General features: G+C 74.5%; 15 protein-coding genes, 1 tRNA gene and 2 pseudogenes. 10 read left to right on the top strand and 8 right to left on the bottom strand.

Annotation, left to right across the window (positions count from 1 at the left end):
• Window positions 1–196: 196 nt before the first annotated feature.
• The 4 genes from MW084_RS11660 to MW084_RS11645 all read right to left on the bottom strand — a co-directional run bounded on the left by MW084_RS11660 (window position 197) and on the right by MW084_RS11645 (window position 4,614).
• Window positions 197–1,033 carry an S-methyl-5'-thioadenosine phosphorylase gene (locus MW084_RS11660; protein WP_010470293.1) on the bottom strand — a complete coding sequence of 279 codons (837 nt, stop codon included), beginning with the start codon at window positions 1,031–1,033 and terminating at the stop codon, window positions 197–199.
• Window positions 1,034–1,180: 147 nt separating this feature from the next.
• Window positions 1,181–1,501 carry an FmdB family zinc ribbon protein gene (locus MW084_RS11655; protein ID WP_010470294.1) on the bottom strand — a complete coding sequence of 107 codons (321 nt, stop codon included), beginning with the start codon at window positions 1,499–1,501 and terminating at the stop codon, window positions 1,181–1,183.
• A gap of 68 nt (window positions 1,502–1,569) precedes the next feature.
• A complete protein-coding gene (locus MW084_RS11650) occupies window positions 1,570–2,850 on the bottom strand; it encodes an MFS transporter (RefSeq protein ID WP_010470295.1) in 1,281 nt (426 codons plus the stop codon).
• Between the two features lie 270 nt (window positions 2,851–3,120).
• Window positions 3,121–4,614: a potassium/proton antiporter gene (locus tag MW084_RS11645; RefSeq protein WP_193789336.1), complete on the bottom strand. Its 1,494-nt coding sequence runs from the start codon at window positions 4,612–4,614 to the stop codon at window positions 3,121–3,123.
• 373 nt (window positions 4,615–4,987) lie between these two features.
• Here MW084_RS11645 and MW084_RS11640 point away from each other — a divergent pair, with 373 nt between their 5' ends.
• Complete coding sequence (locus tag MW084_RS11640; RefSeq protein ID WP_029553462.1) at window positions 4,988–7,813, top strand: penicillin acylase family protein; 2,826 nt, start codon at window positions 4,988–4,990, stop codon at window positions 7,811–7,813.
• A 66-nt stretch (window positions 7,814–7,879) separates the two neighbouring features.
• On the opposite strand, the gene MW084_RS11635 is transcribed toward MW084_RS11640, so the two are convergent.
• On the bottom strand, window positions 7,880–8,521 hold the full coding sequence (locus tag MW084_RS11635) for a 5-formyltetrahydrofolate cyclo-ligase (RefSeq protein ID WP_010470298.1): 642 nt from the start codon (window positions 8,519–8,521) through the stop codon (window positions 7,880–7,882).
• A 91-nt stretch (window positions 8,522–8,612) separates the two neighbouring features.
• Between MW084_RS11635 and galU the strand changes: the two genes are divergently transcribed.
• The 8 genes and pseudogenes from galU to MW084_RS11595 all read left to right on the top strand — a co-directional run bounded on the left by galU (window position 8,613) and on the right by MW084_RS11595 (window position 13,926).
• The gene (gene galU / locus MW084_RS11630; protein WP_010470299.1) at window positions 8,613–9,524 is read left to right on the top strand and encodes a UTP--glucose-1-phosphate uridylyltransferase GalU; all 912 of its coding nucleotides are present in this window, start codon (window positions 8,613–8,615) and stop codon (window positions 9,522–9,524) included.
• A 23-nt stretch (window positions 9,525–9,547) separates the two neighbouring features.
• Complete coding sequence (glp, locus tag MW084_RS11625; protein WP_010470301.1) at window positions 9,548–10,855, top strand: molybdotransferase-like divisome protein Glp; 1,308 nt, start codon at window positions 9,548–9,550, stop codon at window positions 10,853–10,855.
• A 92-nt stretch (window positions 10,856–10,947) separates the two neighbouring features.
• Window positions 10,948–11,427 carry a cyclic pyranopterin monophosphate synthase MoaC gene (gene moaC / locus MW084_RS11620; protein WP_010470302.1) on the top strand — a complete coding sequence of 160 codons (480 nt, stop codon included), beginning with the start codon at window positions 10,948–10,950 and terminating at the stop codon, window positions 11,425–11,427.
• Window positions 11,424–11,912, top strand: a complete 489-nt coding sequence (locus MW084_RS11615; protein ID WP_010470304.1) for a MogA/MoaB family molybdenum cofactor biosynthesis protein — start codon at window positions 11,424–11,426, stop codon at window positions 11,910–11,912. The genes moaC and MW084_RS11615 overlap by 4 nt, the downstream gene beginning before the upstream one ends.
• Window positions 11,909–12,532 carry a GNAT family N-acetyltransferase gene (locus MW084_RS11610; protein ID WP_010470305.1) on the top strand — a complete coding sequence of 208 codons (624 nt, stop codon included), beginning with the start codon at window positions 11,909–11,911 and terminating at the stop codon, window positions 12,530–12,532. Before MW084_RS11615 ends, MW084_RS11610 begins: the two co-directional genes overlap by 4 nt.
• A 140-nt stretch (window positions 12,533–12,672) precedes the next feature.
• Window positions 12,673–12,997 (top strand): annotated as a pseudogene (locus tag MW084_RS11605) (hypothetical protein); the annotation flags it as partial.
• 32 nt (window positions 12,998–13,029) lie between these two features.
• Window positions 13,030–13,618 (top strand): annotated as a pseudogene (locus MW084_RS11600) (hypothetical protein); the annotation flags it as partial.
• A gap of 234 nt (window positions 13,619–13,852) precedes the next feature.
• Window positions 13,853–13,926, top strand: a tRNA-Ala gene (locus tag MW084_RS11595).
• 419 nt (window positions 13,927–14,345) lie between these two features.
• On the opposite strand, the gene MW084_RS11590 is transcribed toward MW084_RS11595, so the two are convergent.
• Together MW084_RS11590 and MW084_RS11585 are read right to left on the bottom strand one after the other, a co-directional pair.
• On the bottom strand, window positions 14,346–15,449 hold the full coding sequence (locus MW084_RS11590; protein ID WP_010470309.1) for an NAD(P)H-dependent flavin oxidoreductase: 1,104 nt from the start codon (window positions 15,447–15,449) through the stop codon (window positions 14,346–14,348).
• Between the two features lie 53 nt (window positions 15,450–15,502).
• Window positions 15,503–16,111 (bottom strand): flavodoxin family protein, encoded by a 609-nt coding sequence (locus tag MW084_RS11585; RefSeq protein WP_010470311.1) that lies wholly within the window; start codon window positions 16,109–16,111, stop codon window positions 15,503–15,505.
• A 117-nt stretch (window positions 16,112–16,228) separates the two neighbouring features.
• Here MW084_RS11585 and MW084_RS11580 point away from each other — a divergent pair, with 117 nt between their 5' ends.
• Window positions 16,229–16,822: a TetR/AcrR family transcriptional regulator gene (locus MW084_RS11580; protein ID WP_010470313.1), complete on the top strand. Its 594-nt coding sequence runs from the start codon at window positions 16,229–16,231 to the stop codon at window positions 16,820–16,822.
• Between the two features lie 329 nt (window positions 16,823–17,151).
• Here MW084_RS11580 and MW084_RS11575 read toward each other — a convergent pair whose 3' ends face one another.
• Window positions 17,152–18,918, bottom strand: coding sequence for an FG-GAP-like repeat-containing protein (locus tag MW084_RS11575; protein ID WP_010470314.1), 1,767 nt, complete (start codon window positions 18,916–18,918; stop codon window positions 17,152–17,154).
• Between the last annotated feature and the right edge of the window lie 319 nt (window positions 18,919–19,237).

Genomic DNA, 19,237 nt, shown 5'->3' with positions numbered 1-19,237 from the left:
GGGGAGGGAGAAGCGGACTGGTACGTAAGGGATGTGCGGGATGTGCGGGAGGTCATGGCGTACCGCCTGTCGTGGGAGGACCGTGCCGGCCGAACGCCGGCGCCCCTCACCATCCCGCGTTCCCCGCGCCCCCGCTCCGGCCTGTGGACGACGGCCCCGCCTGTGGAGAACCTGCTCACCCCCGAGGGTGACGGACCTACGGCAACTCGATCCCCAGGTCCCACCCGTCGTGGGCGTGGGTGCACAGGCACGACCGGTCTCCGGTCGCGGGCAGCGCCCCCACCGCGTCGAACAGCACCGTCCGCAGCCGCTCGACGTTCTCCCCGAAGACCCGCAGCACCTCCGTGTGCGACACGCCCTCGCCCGTCTCGGCTCCCGCGTCCAGGTCCGTGACCAGGGCCATCGACGTGTAGCACAGGCCCAGCTCACGGGCGAGGGCCGCCTCGGGGTGGCCGGTCATCCCGACGACGGACCAGCCCATCGCGGCGTGCCAGCGGGACTCGGCGCGGGTCGAGAAGCGCGGTCCCTCGACGACGACCATCGTGCCGCCGTCCACGGCGTCCCAGCCGCGCGCCCGCGCGGCCTCCAGCGCGACCTGCCTCCCGTCCGGGCAGTACGGGTCGGCGAACGTGGTGTGGACGACGTTCGGCACCGTGCCGTCCGGCAGCGGCTCCCCGTCGAAGAAGGTCTGGACGCGCGACTTCGTGCGGTCGACCAGCTGGTCGGGGACGAGGAGGGTGCCCGGCCCGTACTCGGCGCGCAGCCCGCCCACGGCGCACGGCCCCAGGACCTGGCGGACGCCGAGCGAGCGCAGCGCCCACAGGTTGGCCCGGTAGTTGATGCGGTGCGGCGGCAGCCGGTGGGCGCGGCCGTGCCGGGGGAGGAAAGCCACCCGGCGGCCGGCCACCTCCCCGACGAACAGGGAGTCGCTGGGACTGCCGTACGGGGTGGTGAGCTCGACCTCGGTGACGTCCTCCAGGAAGGAGTAGAAGCCCGAACCGCCGATCACGCCGATCTCTGCATGCGTCGCCATGCGCCCCACCCTAGGGCGCGGCCCGTCCCGCCCCAGGGCGTACCCCTCGCGAACCGGCGCCCCGCTCCACGCCGGGACCCGGCCCCGGACAGGCCGAAGGGCCCCGCCGTACGGAACGTCGGGGCCCGGAGCGTGTCGGCGGCCCGGTCAGGCGGCGGAGCCGGTGCCCGTGCTCGACGCCGCGGGCTTGGAACCCGAGGACGAGGAACCCGAGGACGAGGTGCCCGAGGAGCCGGACGAGTCCGAGGAGCCGGAGGAGGACTTCGAGGCGGGGGAGCTGCTCGAGGAGGCGCCCCGGCTGTCGTTGCGGTAGAAGCCGGAGCCCTTGAAGACGATGCCGACCGCGGAGAACACCTTCTTCAGGCGTCCCTGGCAGCTCGGGCACTCAGTCAGGGCGTCGTCGGTGAACTTCTGCACCGCCTCGAGGCCCTCGCCGCACTCGGTGCACTGGTACTGGTAGGTCGGCACTTGTCTTCCTCCTGGCACTCTCACTCGATGAGTGCTAACGACGAACAATAGTGACGCATTCCGGCGCGTCAGTCCACCGCCGCCGGCGCGCGGTGACCCACACCACGCACGGCGGGCCGGTCACCGGGGCCGGGCGGCACCAGCCGCGACCGGAGCGCCACCAGGGCGACCAGCGCCGGTGCCGTGCCGCACAGCGGCACCAGGAACCCGGCGGCCGGGCCGTGGGCGTCCGCGAGGCCCCCGGCGGCCGTCACGGCGGCGGCCTGGCCCAGCGCGACGGCCCCGGCCAGCCAGGTGAGCGCCTCGGTGCGCGCGGCGGCCGGGACCAGGGACTCGACGAGGGTGTACCCGCCGATCAGCGCGGGCGCTATGCACACCCCGGCCACCAGGCCGAGCACGGCCAGCAGCGGCACCGTCTGCGCGGCCCACAGCAGCGAGGCGACCGCGGTCAGCGCCGCGTACCCGGCGGTCAGGCGGCGCCGCGGCCCGGACTTCCAGGCGATGGCGCCGACGGCGACGCCGGCCAGCATGTTGCCGGCCGCGAACAGGCCGTACAGCAGGCCGTTGGCGCCGGGCCGGCCGATCTCCTCGGTGAACGCGGTCAGCGAGACCTGCATGCCGCCGAAGACGGCGCCGATCCCGAAGAACGCCACCGCCAGCACCCGTACGCCCGGTACGGACAGCGCCGGTGTGCGGGGGCGCGGCCCGGTCTCCCGGTGCGCCCCGTGGGACGGCTGGGTGCTCCTGCTGGCGGCGAAGAGCAGGCCTCCGGCGAGGGTCAGGGCCGCCTCGGCGGCCAGGCCGGCCGCCGGGTGGACGCCGGTGCACAGCGCGGTCGCCAGGACGGGGCCGACGACGAAGGTGAACTCGTCCGTCACGGACTCGAACGCCGCCGCCGTCGACAGCAGCGGCGAGCCCTCCAGCCGGGCCGCCCAGCGGGCCCGCACCATGGGGCCGACCTGCGGGACGGAGGCGCCGGCGTGCACCGCCGCCGCGAACAGCGCCCACAGCGGCGCGCCGGCCAGGGCGAGCGCGGTCAGCGCGCAGACCGACGCGGTGTGCACCAGGACGCCGGGGACCAGGACGGCGCGCTGCCCGAAGCGGTCCGCGAGCCTGCCGCTCTGCGGGGCGAACAGCGCCATGGACACGCCGGTCACCGCGGCGACGGCGCCCGCGCTGCCGTACGAGCCCGTGGTGTGCTGCACCAGCAGGACGATGCCGATGGTGAGCATCGCGAACGGCTGCCGCGCCGCGAATCCGGGCAGCAGGAACGACCAGGCGCCGGGGGTGCGCAGGAGTCGGCCGTAACCGGGACGCCTGCCGGCGTCGGAGGTGACCGTGGATGCCACGGCCCGTGCCTTTCTGCCGCCTGGTAGCGCTCGCCGGGGTGCCGGGAGCCGCCGAGGGCCGTCCTCTTGCGCGGAAGCGCGGTGGATACCGGGGTCACACGGAGGGACCCGGCCGCCATACGGTCGCGCCAGCCCTGCGTCAGGCAGAGGTGGTTCGATCAGTTTGCCTTCATGGTACAGGCGCACACCGCCCGGGGCCTGCGAAGTGTGCGCCGCTTCACTTCGCCGCCTGGGAAACGCCGGGCGTGTTCGGGGCCGGCCGCGGGGCGGTCAGCCGCCCGTCCCCAGCCAGTCCGCCAGCTTGCCGCCCCGGCCGACGGCCCGCAGCCGCCGCTCCGCCGCGTCCCGCACCGGGTCGGTCGCCACGACCAGCAGCTCGTCGCCGCGCCGCAGCACCGTCGTCGGCGACGGCACGAAGCTCGCGCCCTCCCGGACGACGAGGGTGACCGCCGCGCCGGACGGCAGCCGCAGCTCCGCGACCTCCACGCCGTGCATCCTCGACCGCTCCGGGATCGACAGGGACAGCAGGTGGCCCCGCAGCCGCTCCAGGGGCGCCGACTCGATCCCCAGGTCCGTGGCGGTGCCCTCCCCGTCGCCCAGGCGCAGCTTCCGCGCCAGCCACGGCAGCGTCGGCCCCTGCACCAGCGTGTAGACGACGACCAGGACGAAGACGATGTTGAAGACCTTCCGGCTGCCCTCGATCCCCGACACCATCGGGATCGTCGCCAGGATGATCGGCACCGCGCCCCGCAGCCCGGCCCACGACATCAGGGCCTGCTCCTGCCAGGGGAGGCGGAACGGCACCAGGCTCAGCAGGACCGACAGGGGCCGTGCCACGACCGTCAGGACCAGCCCGATCACCACCGCCGGCCAGAAGTCCCCGAGCAGTTCGTGCGGGGTGACCAGCAGGCCGAGCAGGACGAACATCCCGATCTGGGCGATCCACCCGAGGCCCTCGGCGAAGCCGCGGTTGGCCGGCTGGTGCGGCAGCCGGGCGTTGCCGAGCACCATGGACGCCAGGTACACCGCGAGGAAGCCGCTGCCGTGCGCGAGGGCGCCCGCCGCGTACGCGGCGACGGCGATGGCCATCACGGCGATCGGGTACAGGCCGGAGGCCGGCAGGGCGACGCGCTTCAGCCCGTACGCGCCGAGGAAGCCGACCGCCAGGCCGATGCCCGCGCCGATGGCGAGCTCCAGCGCGATCGTGCCGACCAGGACGTACCAGCCGTCCACCGGGCCCGCGGTCGAGAAGGCGACCACCAGGATCACGACGGGTGCGTCGTTGAACCCCGACTCCGCCTCCAGCGTGCCGGTCACCCGCGACGGCAGGGGCACCCTGCGCAGCACGGAGAAGACGGCCGCGGCGTCGGTGGAGGAGACGACGGCGCCGACGAGCAGCGCCTGCCGCCACTCCAGGCCGGCGAGGTGGTGCGCGGCGGCGGCCGTGACGCCCACGCTCACCGCGACGCCGACGGTCGCCAGGGCGCTCGCGGCGGGCAGCGCGGGCCGCACCTCCTTCCACTTGGTGCCCAGGCCGCCCTCGGCGAGGATCACGACGAGCGCGCCGTACCCGATGACCTGGGTGAGTTCGGCGTCGTCGAAGGCGATGCCGCCGATGCCGTCCTGGCCCATGGCGATGCCGATGCCGAGGTACAGGAGCAGGCTGGGCAGGCCGCTGCGCGAGGACAGGCGCACCGCGACGACGGCGACGAGCAGCACGAGCGAGCCGGCGAGCAGGAGTTCGTTGAGCTGGTGGACAGTCAGGGGCCGAACCTTCCGGGAGAGTGCGTGGGCGGACCTCTTCAGTTGTGCTTCAGTTGTGCGCGGGCGCCGGGCCTGTGGTGGACCTCCGGGCCCGGCGGCGTGCGCGCGGGACGCCGCCCCGCCGCCCGGACGGGCGCCCGCGGGTGGCCGACGCCCCGGCGGAGGCGGAGGGCATGCCGGACATGTCCCCCTGTGCGGGGGACCCGTGGCAGCCGGTACTTCGTTACCTTACCTAATCTTTACCGTTTTCCCGAGCCCTGGACCGCCGCCCGCGACGGGGCTCCTTACCGGCACCGCGTCCGGGCCGTCCGGGCGCTGCGCCTATGGTTGCTCCCAGCACTCCCGGACCCAGCCTGCGCCTCGAAGGACAGCGATGCCCGCCAACACCACCGTCTCTTCCCCCAAGAAGAAGGGGCGACGTGCCCGCTTGCTCGTGATCGCCCTGGTGCTGGCGCTCGTCGCGGGCGTCGGCTACGGCGCCTACTGGAGCGTCAGCACCGTGCGCGCCCCGTTCCCGCAGACCACCGGCACGCTGCGGCTCGCCGGCCTGTCCGGGCCGGTCGACGTCAAGCGCGACGGCCACGGCGTCCCGCAGATCTACGCCTCCACGGACGAGGACCTGTTCCGCGCCCAGGGGTACGTCCAGGCGCAGGACCGCTTCTGGGAGATGGACGTCCGCCGCCACATGACCGCGGGCCGCCTCTCCGAGATGCTCGGCAAGGACATGGTCGACACGGACGCCTTCCTCCGCACGCTCGGCTGGCACCGGGTGGCGCGGGAGGAGTACGACAAGGTCCTCTCCCCGGAGACGAAGAAGAACCTCCAGGCGTACGCGGACGGCGTCAACGCCTACCTGAAGGACAGGGCGCCCCGCGACGTCTCCGTCGAGTACTCCGCGCTCGCCTTCTCGCACGAGTACGAGATCGAGCCGTGGACCCCGGTCGACTCGATCGCCTGGCTGAAGGCCATGGCCTGGGACCTGCGCGGCAACATGCAGGACGAGATCGACCGCTCGCTCATGGCCAGCCGGCTCGACCCCGAGCAGATCGAGGACCTGTACCCGCGGTACCCGTACAAGACGCACCGCCCGATCGTCGAGGGCTTCAAGGCGCCCGGCGGCAGCGGGGACGGCGAAGGCGAGGGCACGGGCGAGGGCGGCCTCCAGAGCGGCGGCCTCCAGAGCGGCGGCCTCCAGGACGGCGGCCTCCAGGGCGGTTCCGGCGCCGGGGGCTCCGGGCAGTCCGGCCAGGGTGCCGGCGCCGCCACCCCCGAGGAGGCCGCGTCCGGCCTCCAGTCGCAGCTCGCGGCCCTCTCCGAGGCCCTCGACTCCGTACCCGCCCTGCTCGGCCCGAACGGCGACGGCATCGGCTCCAACTCCTGGGTCGTCTCAGGCCGGCACACGACGACCGGCAAGCCGCTCCTGGCCAACGACCCGCACCTCGCGCCGCAGCTCCCCTCCGTCTGGTACCAGATGGGCCTGCACTGCCGGACCGTCTCCGCCGCGTGCCGCTACGACGTCGCCGGCTACACCTTCGCCGGGATGCCGGGCGTGATCATCGGTCACAACCGGGACATCGCCTGGGGCTTCACCAACCTCGGCGCCGACGTCACCGACCTGTACCTGCAGAAGGTCACCGACCGCGGCTACCTGCGCGGCACCAGGGAGGTGCCGTTCGAGACCCGCGAGGAGACCATCCGGATCGCCGGCGGCGGCAGCCGGACCATCACCGTCCGCACCACCGGCAACGGCCCGCTGATCTCCGACCGCAGCGGCGAGCTGGAGAAGGTCGGCCAGGAGGCCCCCGTCGCCGGCCCCGCGCCCGACCGCGCCGACGGCTACGCGGTCTCGCTGCGCTGGACCGCCCTCGACCCCGGCAAGTCCATGGACGCCGTGTTCAAGCTGAACCGCGCCCGCGACTTCAAGGAGTTCCGCGACGCGGCCCGCGACTTCGAGGTGCCCTCGCAGAACCTCGTCTACGCCGACGCCAAGGGCGCCGAGGGCAACATCGGCTACCAGGCCCCCGGCAAGATCCCGGTCCGCGCCAAGGGCCACGACGGCACCCTCCCCGCACCGGGCTGGGACCCGGCGTACGACTGGAAGAAGACGTACGTCCCGTTCGACGAGCTGCCCTACGAGGAGAACCCGAAGCGCGGCTACATCGTCACCGCCAACCAGGCCGTCGTGAACGACGAGGAGTACCCGCACCACCTCACCGCCGACTGGGGCTACGGCTCCCGCAGCCAGCGCATCAACGACCTCATCGAGGCGAAGACCAAGGACGGCGGCAAGATCTCCACCGACGACATGCGCACCATGCAGACGGACAACAGCAGCGAGATCGCCAAGCTGCTGACGCCGCTCCTGCTGAAGATCGACGTCCCGGACCCGCACGTCCGGGAGGCGCAGAGGCTGCTGGAGGGCTGGGACTACACCCAGGAGGCCGACTCCCCGGCCGCCGCGTACTTCAACGCGGTCTGGCGCAACGTCCTGAAGCTGGCGTTCGGCCACAAGCTCCCCAAGGAGCTGCGCGTCAAGGGCGAGTGCCTGAGCGTCCCGTCCGTCGACCCGACCGTGCCCGAGGACCAGCGGGGCCGGCTCGTCCGCGAGTGCGGCCAGCGCGACGCGGACAAGGCCCAGCCGGACGGCGGCGACCGCTGGTACGAGGTCGTCCGCCCCCTCCTGGAGGACGAGGACAACGCCTGGTGGCGCACGCCCGGGAACCGTCTCGACGACCCCACCGCGACCCGCGACCAGCTGCTCGCCCGCGCCATGAAGGACGCCCGCTGGGAGCTGACCGCGCAGCTCGGCAAGGACGTCTCCACCTGGAGCTGGGGCCGGCTGCACCAGCTGAACCTGCGCAACCAGACGCTGGGCACGGGCGGCCCGGGCATCGTGAAGTTCCTGCTCAACCGGGGCCCGTGGAACCTCTCCGGCGGTGAGGCGGCCGTCAACGCCACCGGCTGGAACGCGGCCGGCGGCTACGGCGTCGTCTGGGTGCCGTCCATGCGGATGGTCGTCACCGTCGGCGACTGGGACAGGTCCCGCTGGATCAACCTGACCGGCGCCTCCGGCCACGCCTACCACCCGCACTACACGGACCAGACCGACAAGTGGGCCAGGGGCGAGCTGCTGGCGTGGCCGTTCAGCGACCGGGCGGTCGACGCGGCGAAGGCCGACCACCTCGTCCTCAAGCCCTGACCGCCCGGGGCGCGGGGTCCCGGCCGCCCCGGAGCCCCGGCCCCGGCCCCGGCCCCGGGGCCCGGGTCAGTCCGGGCGGGGCGCGGTGAAGCGCCGCACCCCGTCCGGGGTCACCACCGCGTGCACGGGGTGGTCGTGCGGCTCCTCCGGAACCCGCGCGACCACCTCGTGCGCGTGGAGGAGCACCACCAGCGCCGGATCGGCCCCCAGGCGCGCGAGGCGGGCCAGCACCCGGTCGTACGAGCCGCCGCCCCGGCCCAGCCGCATGCCCCGCGCGTCCACCGCCAGCCCCGGCAGCAGCACCGCGTCGGCCTCCGCGACCGCCTCCGGCCCGAGCCGGGGCCCCGACGGCTCCAGCAGCCCCAGCCGCGCCGGGGCGAGGCCCCCGGCGCCCTCGTAGACCGCCCAGTCCAGGTCGTTGTCGGCCATCAGGACCGGCAGCAGCACCCGTACGCCCCGCGCGCGCAGCGCGTCGATCAGGACCCGCGTGCCGGGCTCCCGCCCCACGGAGACGTACGCGGCGACCGTGCGGGCCTGCGCCAGTTCGGGCAGCTCCAGCGCCGTGCCGGCGAGGGCCTCGGCGGCCCGCCGGACGTCCTCGGAGGTCAGCAGGGAGCGGGCGGCGAGCAGCCGGCTCCGCAGTCCCGCCTTGTCCGGCACCCGCTCGGCGCGGTCCGCGCCACCCGTCCGCGACCCGTCCTCCACCACGACCCATCCACCCTCTCGTACCCGCTCATAAGGGGAGGAAGTTAACCAAAGGCTCATCTTCCCCCCATATCCAAAGGCTAGGGTGCTGGCCATGACTCAGTCGCACCCCGGGATCAGCAAGGCTGTCATCCCCGCCGCAGGGCTCGGCACCCGGTTCCTGCCCGCCACCAAGGCCACCCCGAAGGAGATGCTGCCGGTCGTCGACAAGCCCGCCATCCAGTACGTGGTCGAGGAGGCGGTGGGTGCCGGGCTGCACGACGTGCTGATGGTCACGGGCCGGAACAAGCGGCCCCTGGAGGACCACTTCGACCGGAACTACGAGCTGGAGGAGGCGCTCCACCGCAAGGGCGACCACGGGCGGCTGGAGAGCGTCCGCCAGTCGAACGAGCTGGCGACCATGCACTACGTCCGGCAGGGCGACCCGCGCGGTCTCGGCCACGCCGTCCTGTGCGCCGCCCCGCACGTCGGCGACCAGCCGTTCGCCGTGCTCCTCGGCGACGACCTGATCGACCCCCGCGACCCGCTGCTGTCCCGCATGGTGGAGGTGCGGGAGGGCCTGGGTGGCAGCGTCGTGGCCCTGATGGAGGTCGAACCGGCCCAGATCCACCTCTACGGCTGCGCCGCCGTCGAGCCCACCGGCGAGGCCGACGTGGTCAGGGTCACCGACCTGGTGGAGAAGCCGGACCCCGCCGAGGCCCCCAGCAACTACGCGATCATCGGCCGGTACGTTCTGGACCCGGCCGTCTTCGGGATACTGCGCGAGACCGGGCCCGGCCGGGGCGGCGAGATCCAGCTCACCGACGCCCTCCACAAGCTCGCCACCGACGAGGGGGCCGGCGGCCCGGTCCACGGCGTCGTCTTCAAGGGCCGCCGCTACGACACCGGCGACCGCGGCGACTACCTGCGGGCGATTGTCAGAATCGCGTGCGAACGCGAGGATCTGGGACCGGAGTTCCGATCCTGGCTCCGCCGTTACGTCGCCGAGGAGATGCAGGCCCTGTGAACCCAGTGAGTCCAGTGAGCCCGGTGGGCGCCGAGAGAACCGTCTGGACGGTGGACGAGCACCTCGAGGACATCCTCGCCGCCGTCCGGCCGCTGGACCCCATCGAGCTGCCGCTGCCCGACGCCCAGGGCTGCGTGCTGGTCGAGGACGTCACGGTGCCCGTCGCCCTGCCGCCGTTCGACAACAGCTCCATGGACGGCTACGCGGTGCGCGTCGCCGACGTCGCCGGGGCGAGCGAGGAGTTCCCCGCCGTGCTCACCGTCGTCGGGGACGTGGCGGCCGGCGACGACGGCCCCCTGGAGGTCGGCCCCGGCCAGGCCGCGCGGATCATGACCGGTGCGCCCCTCCCGCCGGGCGCCGAGGCGGTCGTCCCCGTCGAGTGGACCGACGGCGGCACGGGCGGCGGCGCCGCCACGGGCATGCGCCCGGCCGGCGCCGACCCGGAGGGCGCGCGCGGCGAGGTCCGCGTCCACCGCCCCGCCGGGGACCGCGCCCACGTGCGCGCACGCGGCAGCGACGCGGCCGCCGGCGACCTGGCCCTCGCGGCGGGCACGGTCCTCGGGCCGCCCCAGATCGGCCTCCTCGCCGCCATCGGCCGCGGCACGGTCACGGTCCGCCCCCGCCCCCGCGTGGTCGTCCTCTCCACGGGCAGCGAACTCGTCCAGCCCGGCACCGAACTGGGGCCCGGCCGGATCTACGACTCCAACGGCTTCGCCCTGGCCGCCGCCGCCCGCGACGCCGGAGCCATCGCCTACCGGGTCGGCGCCGTCACGGACGACGCCGACGAGCTCCGCGCCGCCATCGAGGACCAGCTGGTGCGCGCGGACCTCCTGGTGACCACCGGCGGCGTCAGCGTCGGCGCGTACGACGTGGTCAAGGAGGCCCTGTCCGCCGCGTCCGACGCCGACGAGCCGGGCGGGGGCGTCGAGTTCCGCACCCTCGCCATGCAGCCCGGCAAGCCCCAGGGGTTCGGTTCCGTCGGCCCCGGCCACACGCCGCTGCTCGCCCTGCCGGGCAACCCGGTCTCCTCGTACGTCTCCTTCGAACTGTTCGCGCGGCCCGCCATCCGCGCCCTCATGGGGCTGCCGGACCTCCACCGCCCCCGTGCGCGCGCCGTGCTGTCCGCCGCCGGCCCGCTGCCGTCGCCCGCCGGCAAGCGCCAGTTCCTCCGCGGGACGTACGACCCCCGGACGGGTACCGTCGCTCCTGTGGGCGGTGCCGGTTCGCACCTGGTCGCGGCCCTCGCCCGGGCGGACGCGCTCATCGTCGTACCGGAGGACGCCGCGCGCGTGGAGCCCGGGACCGAGGTGGAGGTCGTCCTCCTCGGCTGAGCCGGCGGGCCCCGCGCGGCGGCCGTGGCGGTACGGTGTCTGCCGCCGTGCCGGACGGGCCGGCCGGCGCCAGGATCGCGAGGCGGAGTGAGTTGAGTACGCAAGGCAGCCTGACCCACATCGACGAGGCGGGCGCGGCCCGCATGGTGGACGTCTCGGGGAAGGAGGTCACCGCCCGCACCGCACGCGCGTCCGGCCGGGTCCTGGTGTCGCCGCGGGTGGTGGAGCTGCTGCGCGGCGAGGGCGTCCCGAAGGGCGACGCGCTCGCCACGGCCCGGATCGCCGGGATCATGGGCGCCAAGCGCACGCCCGACCTGATCCCGCTGTGCCACCCCCTCGCCGTCTCCGGCGTGAAGGTCGATCTGGCGGTCGCCGACGACGCGGTCGAGATCACCGCGACCGTGAGGACCACCGACCGCACGGGTGTCGAGATGGAGGCCCTCACGGCGGTGACCGTGGCCGCCCTGACCGTCGTCGACATGGTGAAGGCGGTCGACAAGGCCGCCGTCATCACCGACGTCCGGGTGGAGGAGAAGACGGGCGGCAAGTCCGGGGACTGGAGCCGGCCGTGACGTACCGGGCGCTGGTGGTCACCGCCTCCGACCGCGCCGCGGCCGGTGTGTACGAGGACCGGGGAGGCCCCCTCCTCGCCGAGGGGCTGGCGGCGCTCGGCTTCGCCGTCGACGGCCCGCGGGTCGTCCCGGACGGCGACCCCGTCGAGGCCGCCCTGCGCGCCGGGGTGGACGCCGGGTACGACGTGATCCTCACGACCGGCGGCACGGGCATCGCGCCCACCGACGCCACCCCCGAGGCCACCCGCCGCGTCCTCGACCGCGAGGTGCCCGGCATCCCCGAGGCGATCCGCGCCCACGGCCGGGGGAAGGTCCCCACGGCGGCCCTCTCCCGGGGCCTCGCCGGCGTCGCGGGCCGCACCCTGATCGTCAACCTGCCCGGCTCCACCGGCGGCGTGCGCGACGGCCTCGCCGTCCTGGCGCCGCTCCTGGCCCACGCGGTGGACCAGCTGCGCGGCGGCGACCACCCGGAACCGGCCCCGTGATCCCCGCCTGGCCCGCGACGCTGGCCGACGGCGACGTGGTGCTGCGCCCGATAAGGGCCCGCGACCACAGGGCGTGGCGGGAGGTCAACGCGCGCAACCGCGACTGGCTGCGCCCCTGGGAGGCCACCGTCCCGCCCCCCGCGCCGGGGACGCCTCCCCTCCAGCGCCCCACGTACCGGCAGATGGTCCGCCACCTGCGCGGGGAGGCCAGCGCCGGCCGGATGCTGCCGTTCGTCATCGAGTACCGGGGCAGGCTCGTCGGCCAGCTCACCGTCGCCGGGATCACCTGGGGCTCGATGTGCTCCGGGCACGTCGGCTACTGGGTCGACCGGGACGTCGCGGGCCGCGGCGTCATGCCGACGGCGGTCGCGCTCGCCGTCGACCACTGCTTCCGCGCGGTCGGGCTGCACCGGATCGAGGTGTGCATTCGCCCCGAGAACGGGCCGAGCCGCCGCGTCGTGGAGAAATTGGGATTCCGCGAGGAGGGCCTGCGCCCGCGATATCTCCATATCGACGGCGCCTGGCGGGACCACCTCGTCTTCGCGCTGACCGCGGAGGAGGTCCCCGAGGGGCTGCTGCGGCGCTGGCACAGGTCGCGGCAGGAACACCGCGCCAAATAATTCATACGTTCGAATTAATTGCCTGTATGGGCGTAATCGATCCGACCGGTTGCAAAAATGACAGTGATATCAGCCAGATCGTGCGACACACCGGCCCAATTGGCCGATGGCCCCGCGCCAGCACCTCTACGGTGTGAGGCGTGAGCAGCAGCGGCCTCATCTACGCAGTCATCGTCGGAGCCTGGGCCGCCTATCTGGTGCCGATGTGGCTCCGCAGGCAGGACGAGCTGAACGAAGCACGCCCCACCGAACGCTTCAGCACCGCCATCCGGCTCCTGTCCGGAAGAGCGGCGATGGAACGCCGGTACGCCAAGGAGCTGCGCGCCCGCGGCGCCGACGAGGAATGGCGGGTGCCCGACGTGGACCCGGACGCCGAGACCGAGCAGATCGACTCGGTCGACGTCCGGGCCTTCGCCGCGCCCCCCTCCCACACGGAGGCGCGCCTGGAGCTCCCGGACCCCGCCCNCNNGNCNCNCGGGACGGACCCGGNGGCCCNNCCCCGCCCCGCTGTGTCGCGGGCCGCCGCCGAGCGGGCCCGCCGCTCCCGCGTCCTGGCCCGCCGCCGCCGCACGACGGTGCTCCTCTTCCTCGCGTTCACCGCGGGCGCGATCGTCGCGGCCGTGGGCGGCCTCGCGTTCCTGTGGGCGCCGGCCGCCCCGGCGGCCCTGCTCAGCGCGTACATCGTGTACCTGCGGCGCCAGGAGCGCCGCCGCTTCGTGTACGTCATGGACCGGCGCCGCGCGGAGGCCGCCGCCCAGCGCCTCCGCGAGAACCGCCCCCGCCGGGGCCGCCCGGCGGCACCCGCGCTCCAGGGCGAGCAGCCCCCGGCGCACCAGGAGCCGGCCGTACCGCAGGTGTCCCCGGCGGAGGCGGACCGCCGCGCGCTCGTCGAGCAGACCGACCACGCCGAGTGGGTCGACCAGCAGCGCGACCGCGGCCCGGCCCGCGGCGACAGCTGGGACCCCGTACCGGTCCCGCTGCCCACCTACGTCACCGCCCCGGTCGCCCCGCGCGCCACGGGCGGCGTCGACGTCACCGACCCGGAGACCTGGAGCGCCGCCCGCTCCTCCCCGGCGGAGCCCACCCNGTNNNNTNNNNACAACNNGGCTGCACCCCTCCGCCGTCGCCCCGCGCCNCCCCNGCGACCACGGCCGCACCCCGCTGTTCGACCAGTACGCCGACGACGACCGCCCCCGCGCCGCCAACGAGTGACACCGCGCCCCGGCCTCCGGGGCCCGGCCCGCGAGCCCCCGGAGGCCGGGGACCGGCAACGGATTTCCGAGCACCCCGATCGGGGTGCTAATGTTTCCCACGTCGCAAGGGCCTGTGGCGCAGTCTGGTAGCGCACCTCGTTCGCATCGAGGGGGTCTGGGGTTCAAATCCCCACAGGTCCACAGACATCGAAGCCCCCGCCGGGATATCCCGGCGGGGGCTTCGTCCTGCCGTACGGCGGCGGAGTACGGCGGGGCGCCGGATCCGCCGGCGGGGGTGTTTCCCCGGTTTCCGCAACGGCTCGTGCGCGCCCTCGTAGCGGGCGCCGCGGACATTCCGGCCTCCGGCGCCGCCCGTCCGCGCATGGCGGCCGGGCGGGGACCCCCTTCGCCTCGGCGGCCCGCCCTCGGCCGACTCGGCGGGCCGTACCGGGCGCGGTCCCGTCGCCGACACCGCCGGAGCCACCGGAGCGCCCGAGGCCCGGAAGCATGGCGTCAGCGGCCCCGACGCCGCCGGCACCCCGCCGCCCTCGCGTCGGTGGGCGGGGCGGTGCCGGCGGGCCGTCCGCCGGGGTACCGTGGCGGGCTTCAGCCGTGCCCGGTCACGGGTGGTGGCGCAGTGCCGCCTCGGTGCCGGAGACGAGTTCGTCGAGGTAGTCGCGGGCGCCGCGCGGCCGGGTGAGCGCCGCCGCCTGCCCGGACCAGAAATTGACGTAGTCGGTCAGGCCGCGTTCCCCGGCCGCCTCGCGCAGCGGGCGGGTGAGCGTGTACTGGAGCGGGTACGGGGCCAGGTCGTTCTCGTACGCCAGTGCCTCGCGGGTGAAGCGGTTCGGGATGGCTCGGGCGAGCCGCCCCGAGAAGGCCCTGGTCAGCACGGTCGTACGCGCCTCGGGGCCGTGCAGTGCGGCCCGGTGGACGGCGCTCGCGCCGGACTCCTCGGTGGCGAGGAAGCCGGTGCCGATCTGCACCCCGTCCGCGCCGAGCGTCAGCGCCGCGGCGATTCCCCGGCCGTCGGCTATGCCTCCCGCGGCCACCACGGGGATCGACACGGCCCGTGCGACCTGGGGGACGAGGGAGAAGGTCCCGACGAGGGATTCGTTGACGGGGCGCAGGAACGATCCGCGGTGCCCTCCCGCGTCGCTGCCCGAGGCGACGACGGCGTCCATGCCCGCCGCCTCGACGGCGAGGGCCTCCTCGACGGTGGTCGCGGTGCCGATGGTCCGGATGTTCCGGCGCCGGGCCTCGTCGAGCACCCCGGCGTCGGGGATGCCCATCACGAAGCTGATCACCGGGGGCTCCGCCGCGAGCAGCGCGTCGATCTGCTCCTCGTAACGGGGGGCGGGCGGCGGATCCTCCAACCGGTCCGCCGGCAGACCCAGTTCCTCGAACCACGGGCGCAGCAGCTCGGCGTAGCGGGCCCTGCGGTCGCGGTCGGGCGGCGCGGCGATCTCGTCGGGGTGCGGGACCCACAGGTTGACGGCGAAGGGCCGGGTGGTGGCCTTCCGCAGCTCGGCCACCAGCTCGCCGATGCCGTCGGGGGTGAGGATGTGGCCTCCGTACGAGCCGAGCCCGCCGCCCTCGGAGACGGCCGAGGCGAGCGCCACGGACGACAGTCCGCCGCCGAACGGGCCCTGCACGATGGGGAGTTCGAGATCCAGCAGCTCGGTGAGCCGGCCGCGGGTCCAGGAGTGCCTTCGGGTGGTCATGTCGGTCGTCCCTGTGGTCGAGGGTGGGCGGGGGTGGTCGTGGGCTGGGGCGCTCACCGTACGGGAACGAGCGCGGCGCGCCCCGCCGCCCGCTCCAGGGCGGTCTCGGCCACCCGGCGCCCGAGGTGCTCGGCGGTCCGCAGGTCCGCCCCGGAGGGGGCCTCGTCCGGGCCCACGTCCGACGGCGACTGGGCCATCGCGCCGAGGAAGCCGCCGAGGCGGTTGAGGTCCTCCTGGGTGCCGGTGGTGGAGTAGTCGCCGCCGGGCGGCAGGCCCAGCGAGACCCAGTTCATGCCGTGCTGGGCGGCGAAGAGCGAGAGGGAGACCAGGACGTTCAGCTTGTCGCCGTTGACGCCGGCGGAGTTGGTGAAGCCGGCGGCGAGCTTCCCGGCCCAGCCCTGCTCCACCCAGACCGGGGCGCTGGCCTCGGCGAACGCCTGGAAGACGGCGGACTGGCTGCCCATGTAGGTCGGCGTGCCGAAGACGATCGCGTCGGCGGCGGCCAGCGTCTCCCACAGGCGGTCGTCCAGAGCGGCCACGTCGCACAGCTCGGCCCGCACTCCGGGCAGGGAGCCGGCTCCGGCGGCGACCGCGCGGGCCTGGCGGGCGGTGTGGCCGTAGCCGCTGTGGAAGGCGACGGCGACGGTGATGTTCTCGGGCATGGTGAAGTCCTCGCGGGTCGGGCTGGTCAGGGGTGGGTGCCCACCACCTGGGGAGACAGTAGACGACCGGTCAACTAAAATCCACCCTCATAGTTGACCGGCCGTATACTCATCGCCATGGGACGGACGAGCACCGCACGGGAACGCCTGCTGGACGCGGCCTGCGGCCTGATGCTGAGCCGGGGCTACGGCACGATCGGCGTCGCCGAGATCTGCGCCCGCGCGGAGGTGAAGAAGGGCAGCTTCTACCACTTCTTCGAGTCGAAGCAGGCGCTGACGATCGAGGCGATCAACGCGCACTGGGCGGCCCAGCGATCCGACTGGACGGCGACCCTGCGCGGCGACGGGCCGGCGGAGGACCGGCTGGAGCGGCTCTTCCTCGACCAGGCCGCGGCCCAGCGCGCGGTGAAGGACGAGGGCGGCGCGGTCAGCGGGTGCCTGTTCGGCAACCTGGCCCTGGAGATGAGCAACCAGGACGAGGCCGTCCAGGCCCGGCTGGCGGAGATCTTCGACGAGCAGATCGACCTGGTGCACGCGGCGCTGAAGGACGCGGCGGAGCAGGGCGCGATCCCCGAGGCGGCCGCGACCCGCACCACCGCCCGCGCCGTCCTCGCCCAGCTGGAGGGCACGGTCATGTTCGCAAAACTGGCGAACGACCCGTCCGTCATGGACGGGCTGTGGTCCCAGGTCTCCCGGCTCCTGCGGAGCTAGGGAGCCGTCCTCGACGCGGCGCCCCGCTCCCGGAGCGGGAGCGGGGCGGACGGGGCCGACGGGGCGGGCCCGCCGCACGGCCGGAGCCGGAGGCGCCGCTCACCCCCGGAGCAGCCGCCGGCGCGTGACACGAACCCGCCGCTCCCTCAGGGGAAGACCGCTCCCTCAGGGGAAGGCCGGTCCCTTGGGGGAAGGCTGGCCCCTTGGGGGAAGGCCGGCCCCTCCGGGAAAGGCCAGCCCCTCCGGGAAAGGCCGGTCCTTCCGGGAAAGGCGGGAGCCCCGTCCGGCCGGGGCTGGACGGGGCTCCGCTTCGGGGCCGGTGGGACGGGTCAGTGGAGCTGGTCGTAGGTGTTCCAGCCCGTGCCGAGGCTCGTACGGGTGGTGAAGGGGTTGGCCGTGCCGGTGTGGGTGGCGACGTACCGGTAGAGGGTGCCGCCCGAGGTGACGCCCAGCAGGTCGGCGCGGCCGTCGCCGGTGATGTCGCCGGGGGCGACCAGCTTGGTGTACGCGTGCCAGCCGGTGCCGACCTTCACGCGCGCCTTGAACGGGGCGCTCGCGCTGCCCGTGCCGGCGTACAGGTACAGCGTGCCGCCCGGGGTGCGGGCCAGCAGGTCGGCGCGGCCGTCGCCGGTGATGTCGCCCGCGCCGACCAGGGCGTTGTAGACGCCCCAGCCGGAGCCGACGTCGTTGCGGCCGGCGAAGCCCAGCCCGCGGCCGTCACCGCGGTACAGGTACAGCGTGCCGCCCGGGGTGCGGGCCAGCAGGTCGCCCTTGCCGTCGCCGCTCAGGTCGCCCGGACCGGTGAGGACGTTGAACGCGCCCCAGCCGCGGCCCAGCGGGACCACCTCGGTCTCCTGGTAGTTGTACAGGGTGCCCTCGTGGACCTCCAGCAGGTCGGCCCGCCCGTCGGCGTTCAGCGAACTGGGGAAGAACACGCGGGCGCCGGTCCAGCCGCTCAGCTCGCTGATCTGGGCGCGCGAGGTGAACGTGCCGTTGTTGCGCGAGTGGTAGAGGAACAGGGTGCCCTGCCGGTCGAGGCCGAGGATCTCGGCCTTGCCGGTCTGGGGATTGCCGCCGGAGCCGGGGATCAGGTCCGCGCTGTTCCAGCTCGCGTCGGCCCACAGGTGGCGCGCGGTGGGGCGGCCCGCGGTGTCCGTGTCGTAGACGTACATCGCGCCGGCGGTGGTGCGGGCGAACAGCTCCGAGCGGCCGTCGCCGGTGACGTCGTCGAAGCTGACCAGCTGGTTGTAGACGTGCCAGCCGGTGCCGACCTTCACGCGCGCCCTGAACGGGGCGGCGGCGTTGCCGGAACCCGCGTACAGGAACAGGTCGCCGCCCGGGGTGCGGGCGTACAGGTCGCCCAGGCCGTCGCCGTTGGCGTCGCTCACGCCGACCAGCTGGTCGTAGACGTGCCAGCCGGAGCCGACCTTCGCGCGCGTCTGGAGCGGGGCGCTGCCGCTGCGGTTGCCGCGGTACAGGTACAGCTCGCCGCCGGGCGTGCGGGCCAGCACGTCGACGGTGCCGTCGCCGCTCACGTCACCGGTCGACAGGACCTTGTTGTAGATGTTCCAGCCGGTGCCGGCCCAGTAGGGGCCGGAGGCGCCCGTAGCGCCGCCGTACGTCTCGCGGAACGCGAGGGTGCCGTAGGGGGAGAGCGTCAGCACGTCGGCCGTGCCGTCGCCGGTGACGTCGCCGAGCGGCACGACGTCCTTGAACTTCTCCCCCGAATCGCCGTGCAGGCCGTACTCGGTGTCGGCGCCCGTGCTGTCGGAGCGCCTCAGGTAGTACCTGTCGTTGAGCCCGCGGTAGAGCAGGTCGCTGACGCCGTCGCCGGTGAAGTCGTAGCGGGTCGGCACCGCCGCGGCGTCCTCGGCCGTCTCCGACGACATGCGGACGCGCTGCTTCGGCAACTGGCCCCGAGGCGGCTCGAAGCCGGGCGCGACCCGCTCGACCGGCGCGCGGTGCGCCGGGGCGCCGCCGCCGTCCTCGGCGACGGCCGTGCCCGAGAGCAGCAGCCCGGAGGCGAGGACGAGAGCGGTGCACGAAGCGAGCCTGCGGGCACGCGCGTGTGCGCGGCCCGTACGGTGGAATGCCATGCGGAACCCCCCCTGGGGTGAGTGATCGAAGGCCGCGAGCGCGGTGGGCGGCGCCCGGCGGGCGCACGCACGGCTCAGCGGCGGATGGAGCATACAGCGGGCCCCGGGAGCCCTGCGGACAATTCGTCGGCACGGGGCCGCCGTCCGTACGGCGTCCTTCCGGCCGTCGACGCGGCGAAGGCCATGTCCGCCTTCCTCCGGGTTTCGGCCGGGAACCGGTCCCGGACCCCGAGCCGTGCTCGCCGGCGTGCGGCGGTACCTCGGTCGTCCAGCGTCAACGCCTCAACCCACGATGCGCTTCCGGGGACGGCATGCGCAG

Origin of the sequence: Streptomyces sudanensis (assembly GCF_023614315.1) — a bacterium.
Lineage (GTDB): Bacteria > Actinomycetota > Actinomycetes > Streptomycetales > Streptomycetaceae > Streptomyces > Streptomyces sudanensis.
This window is presented reverse-complemented; position numbering and strand designations above follow the sequence as displayed.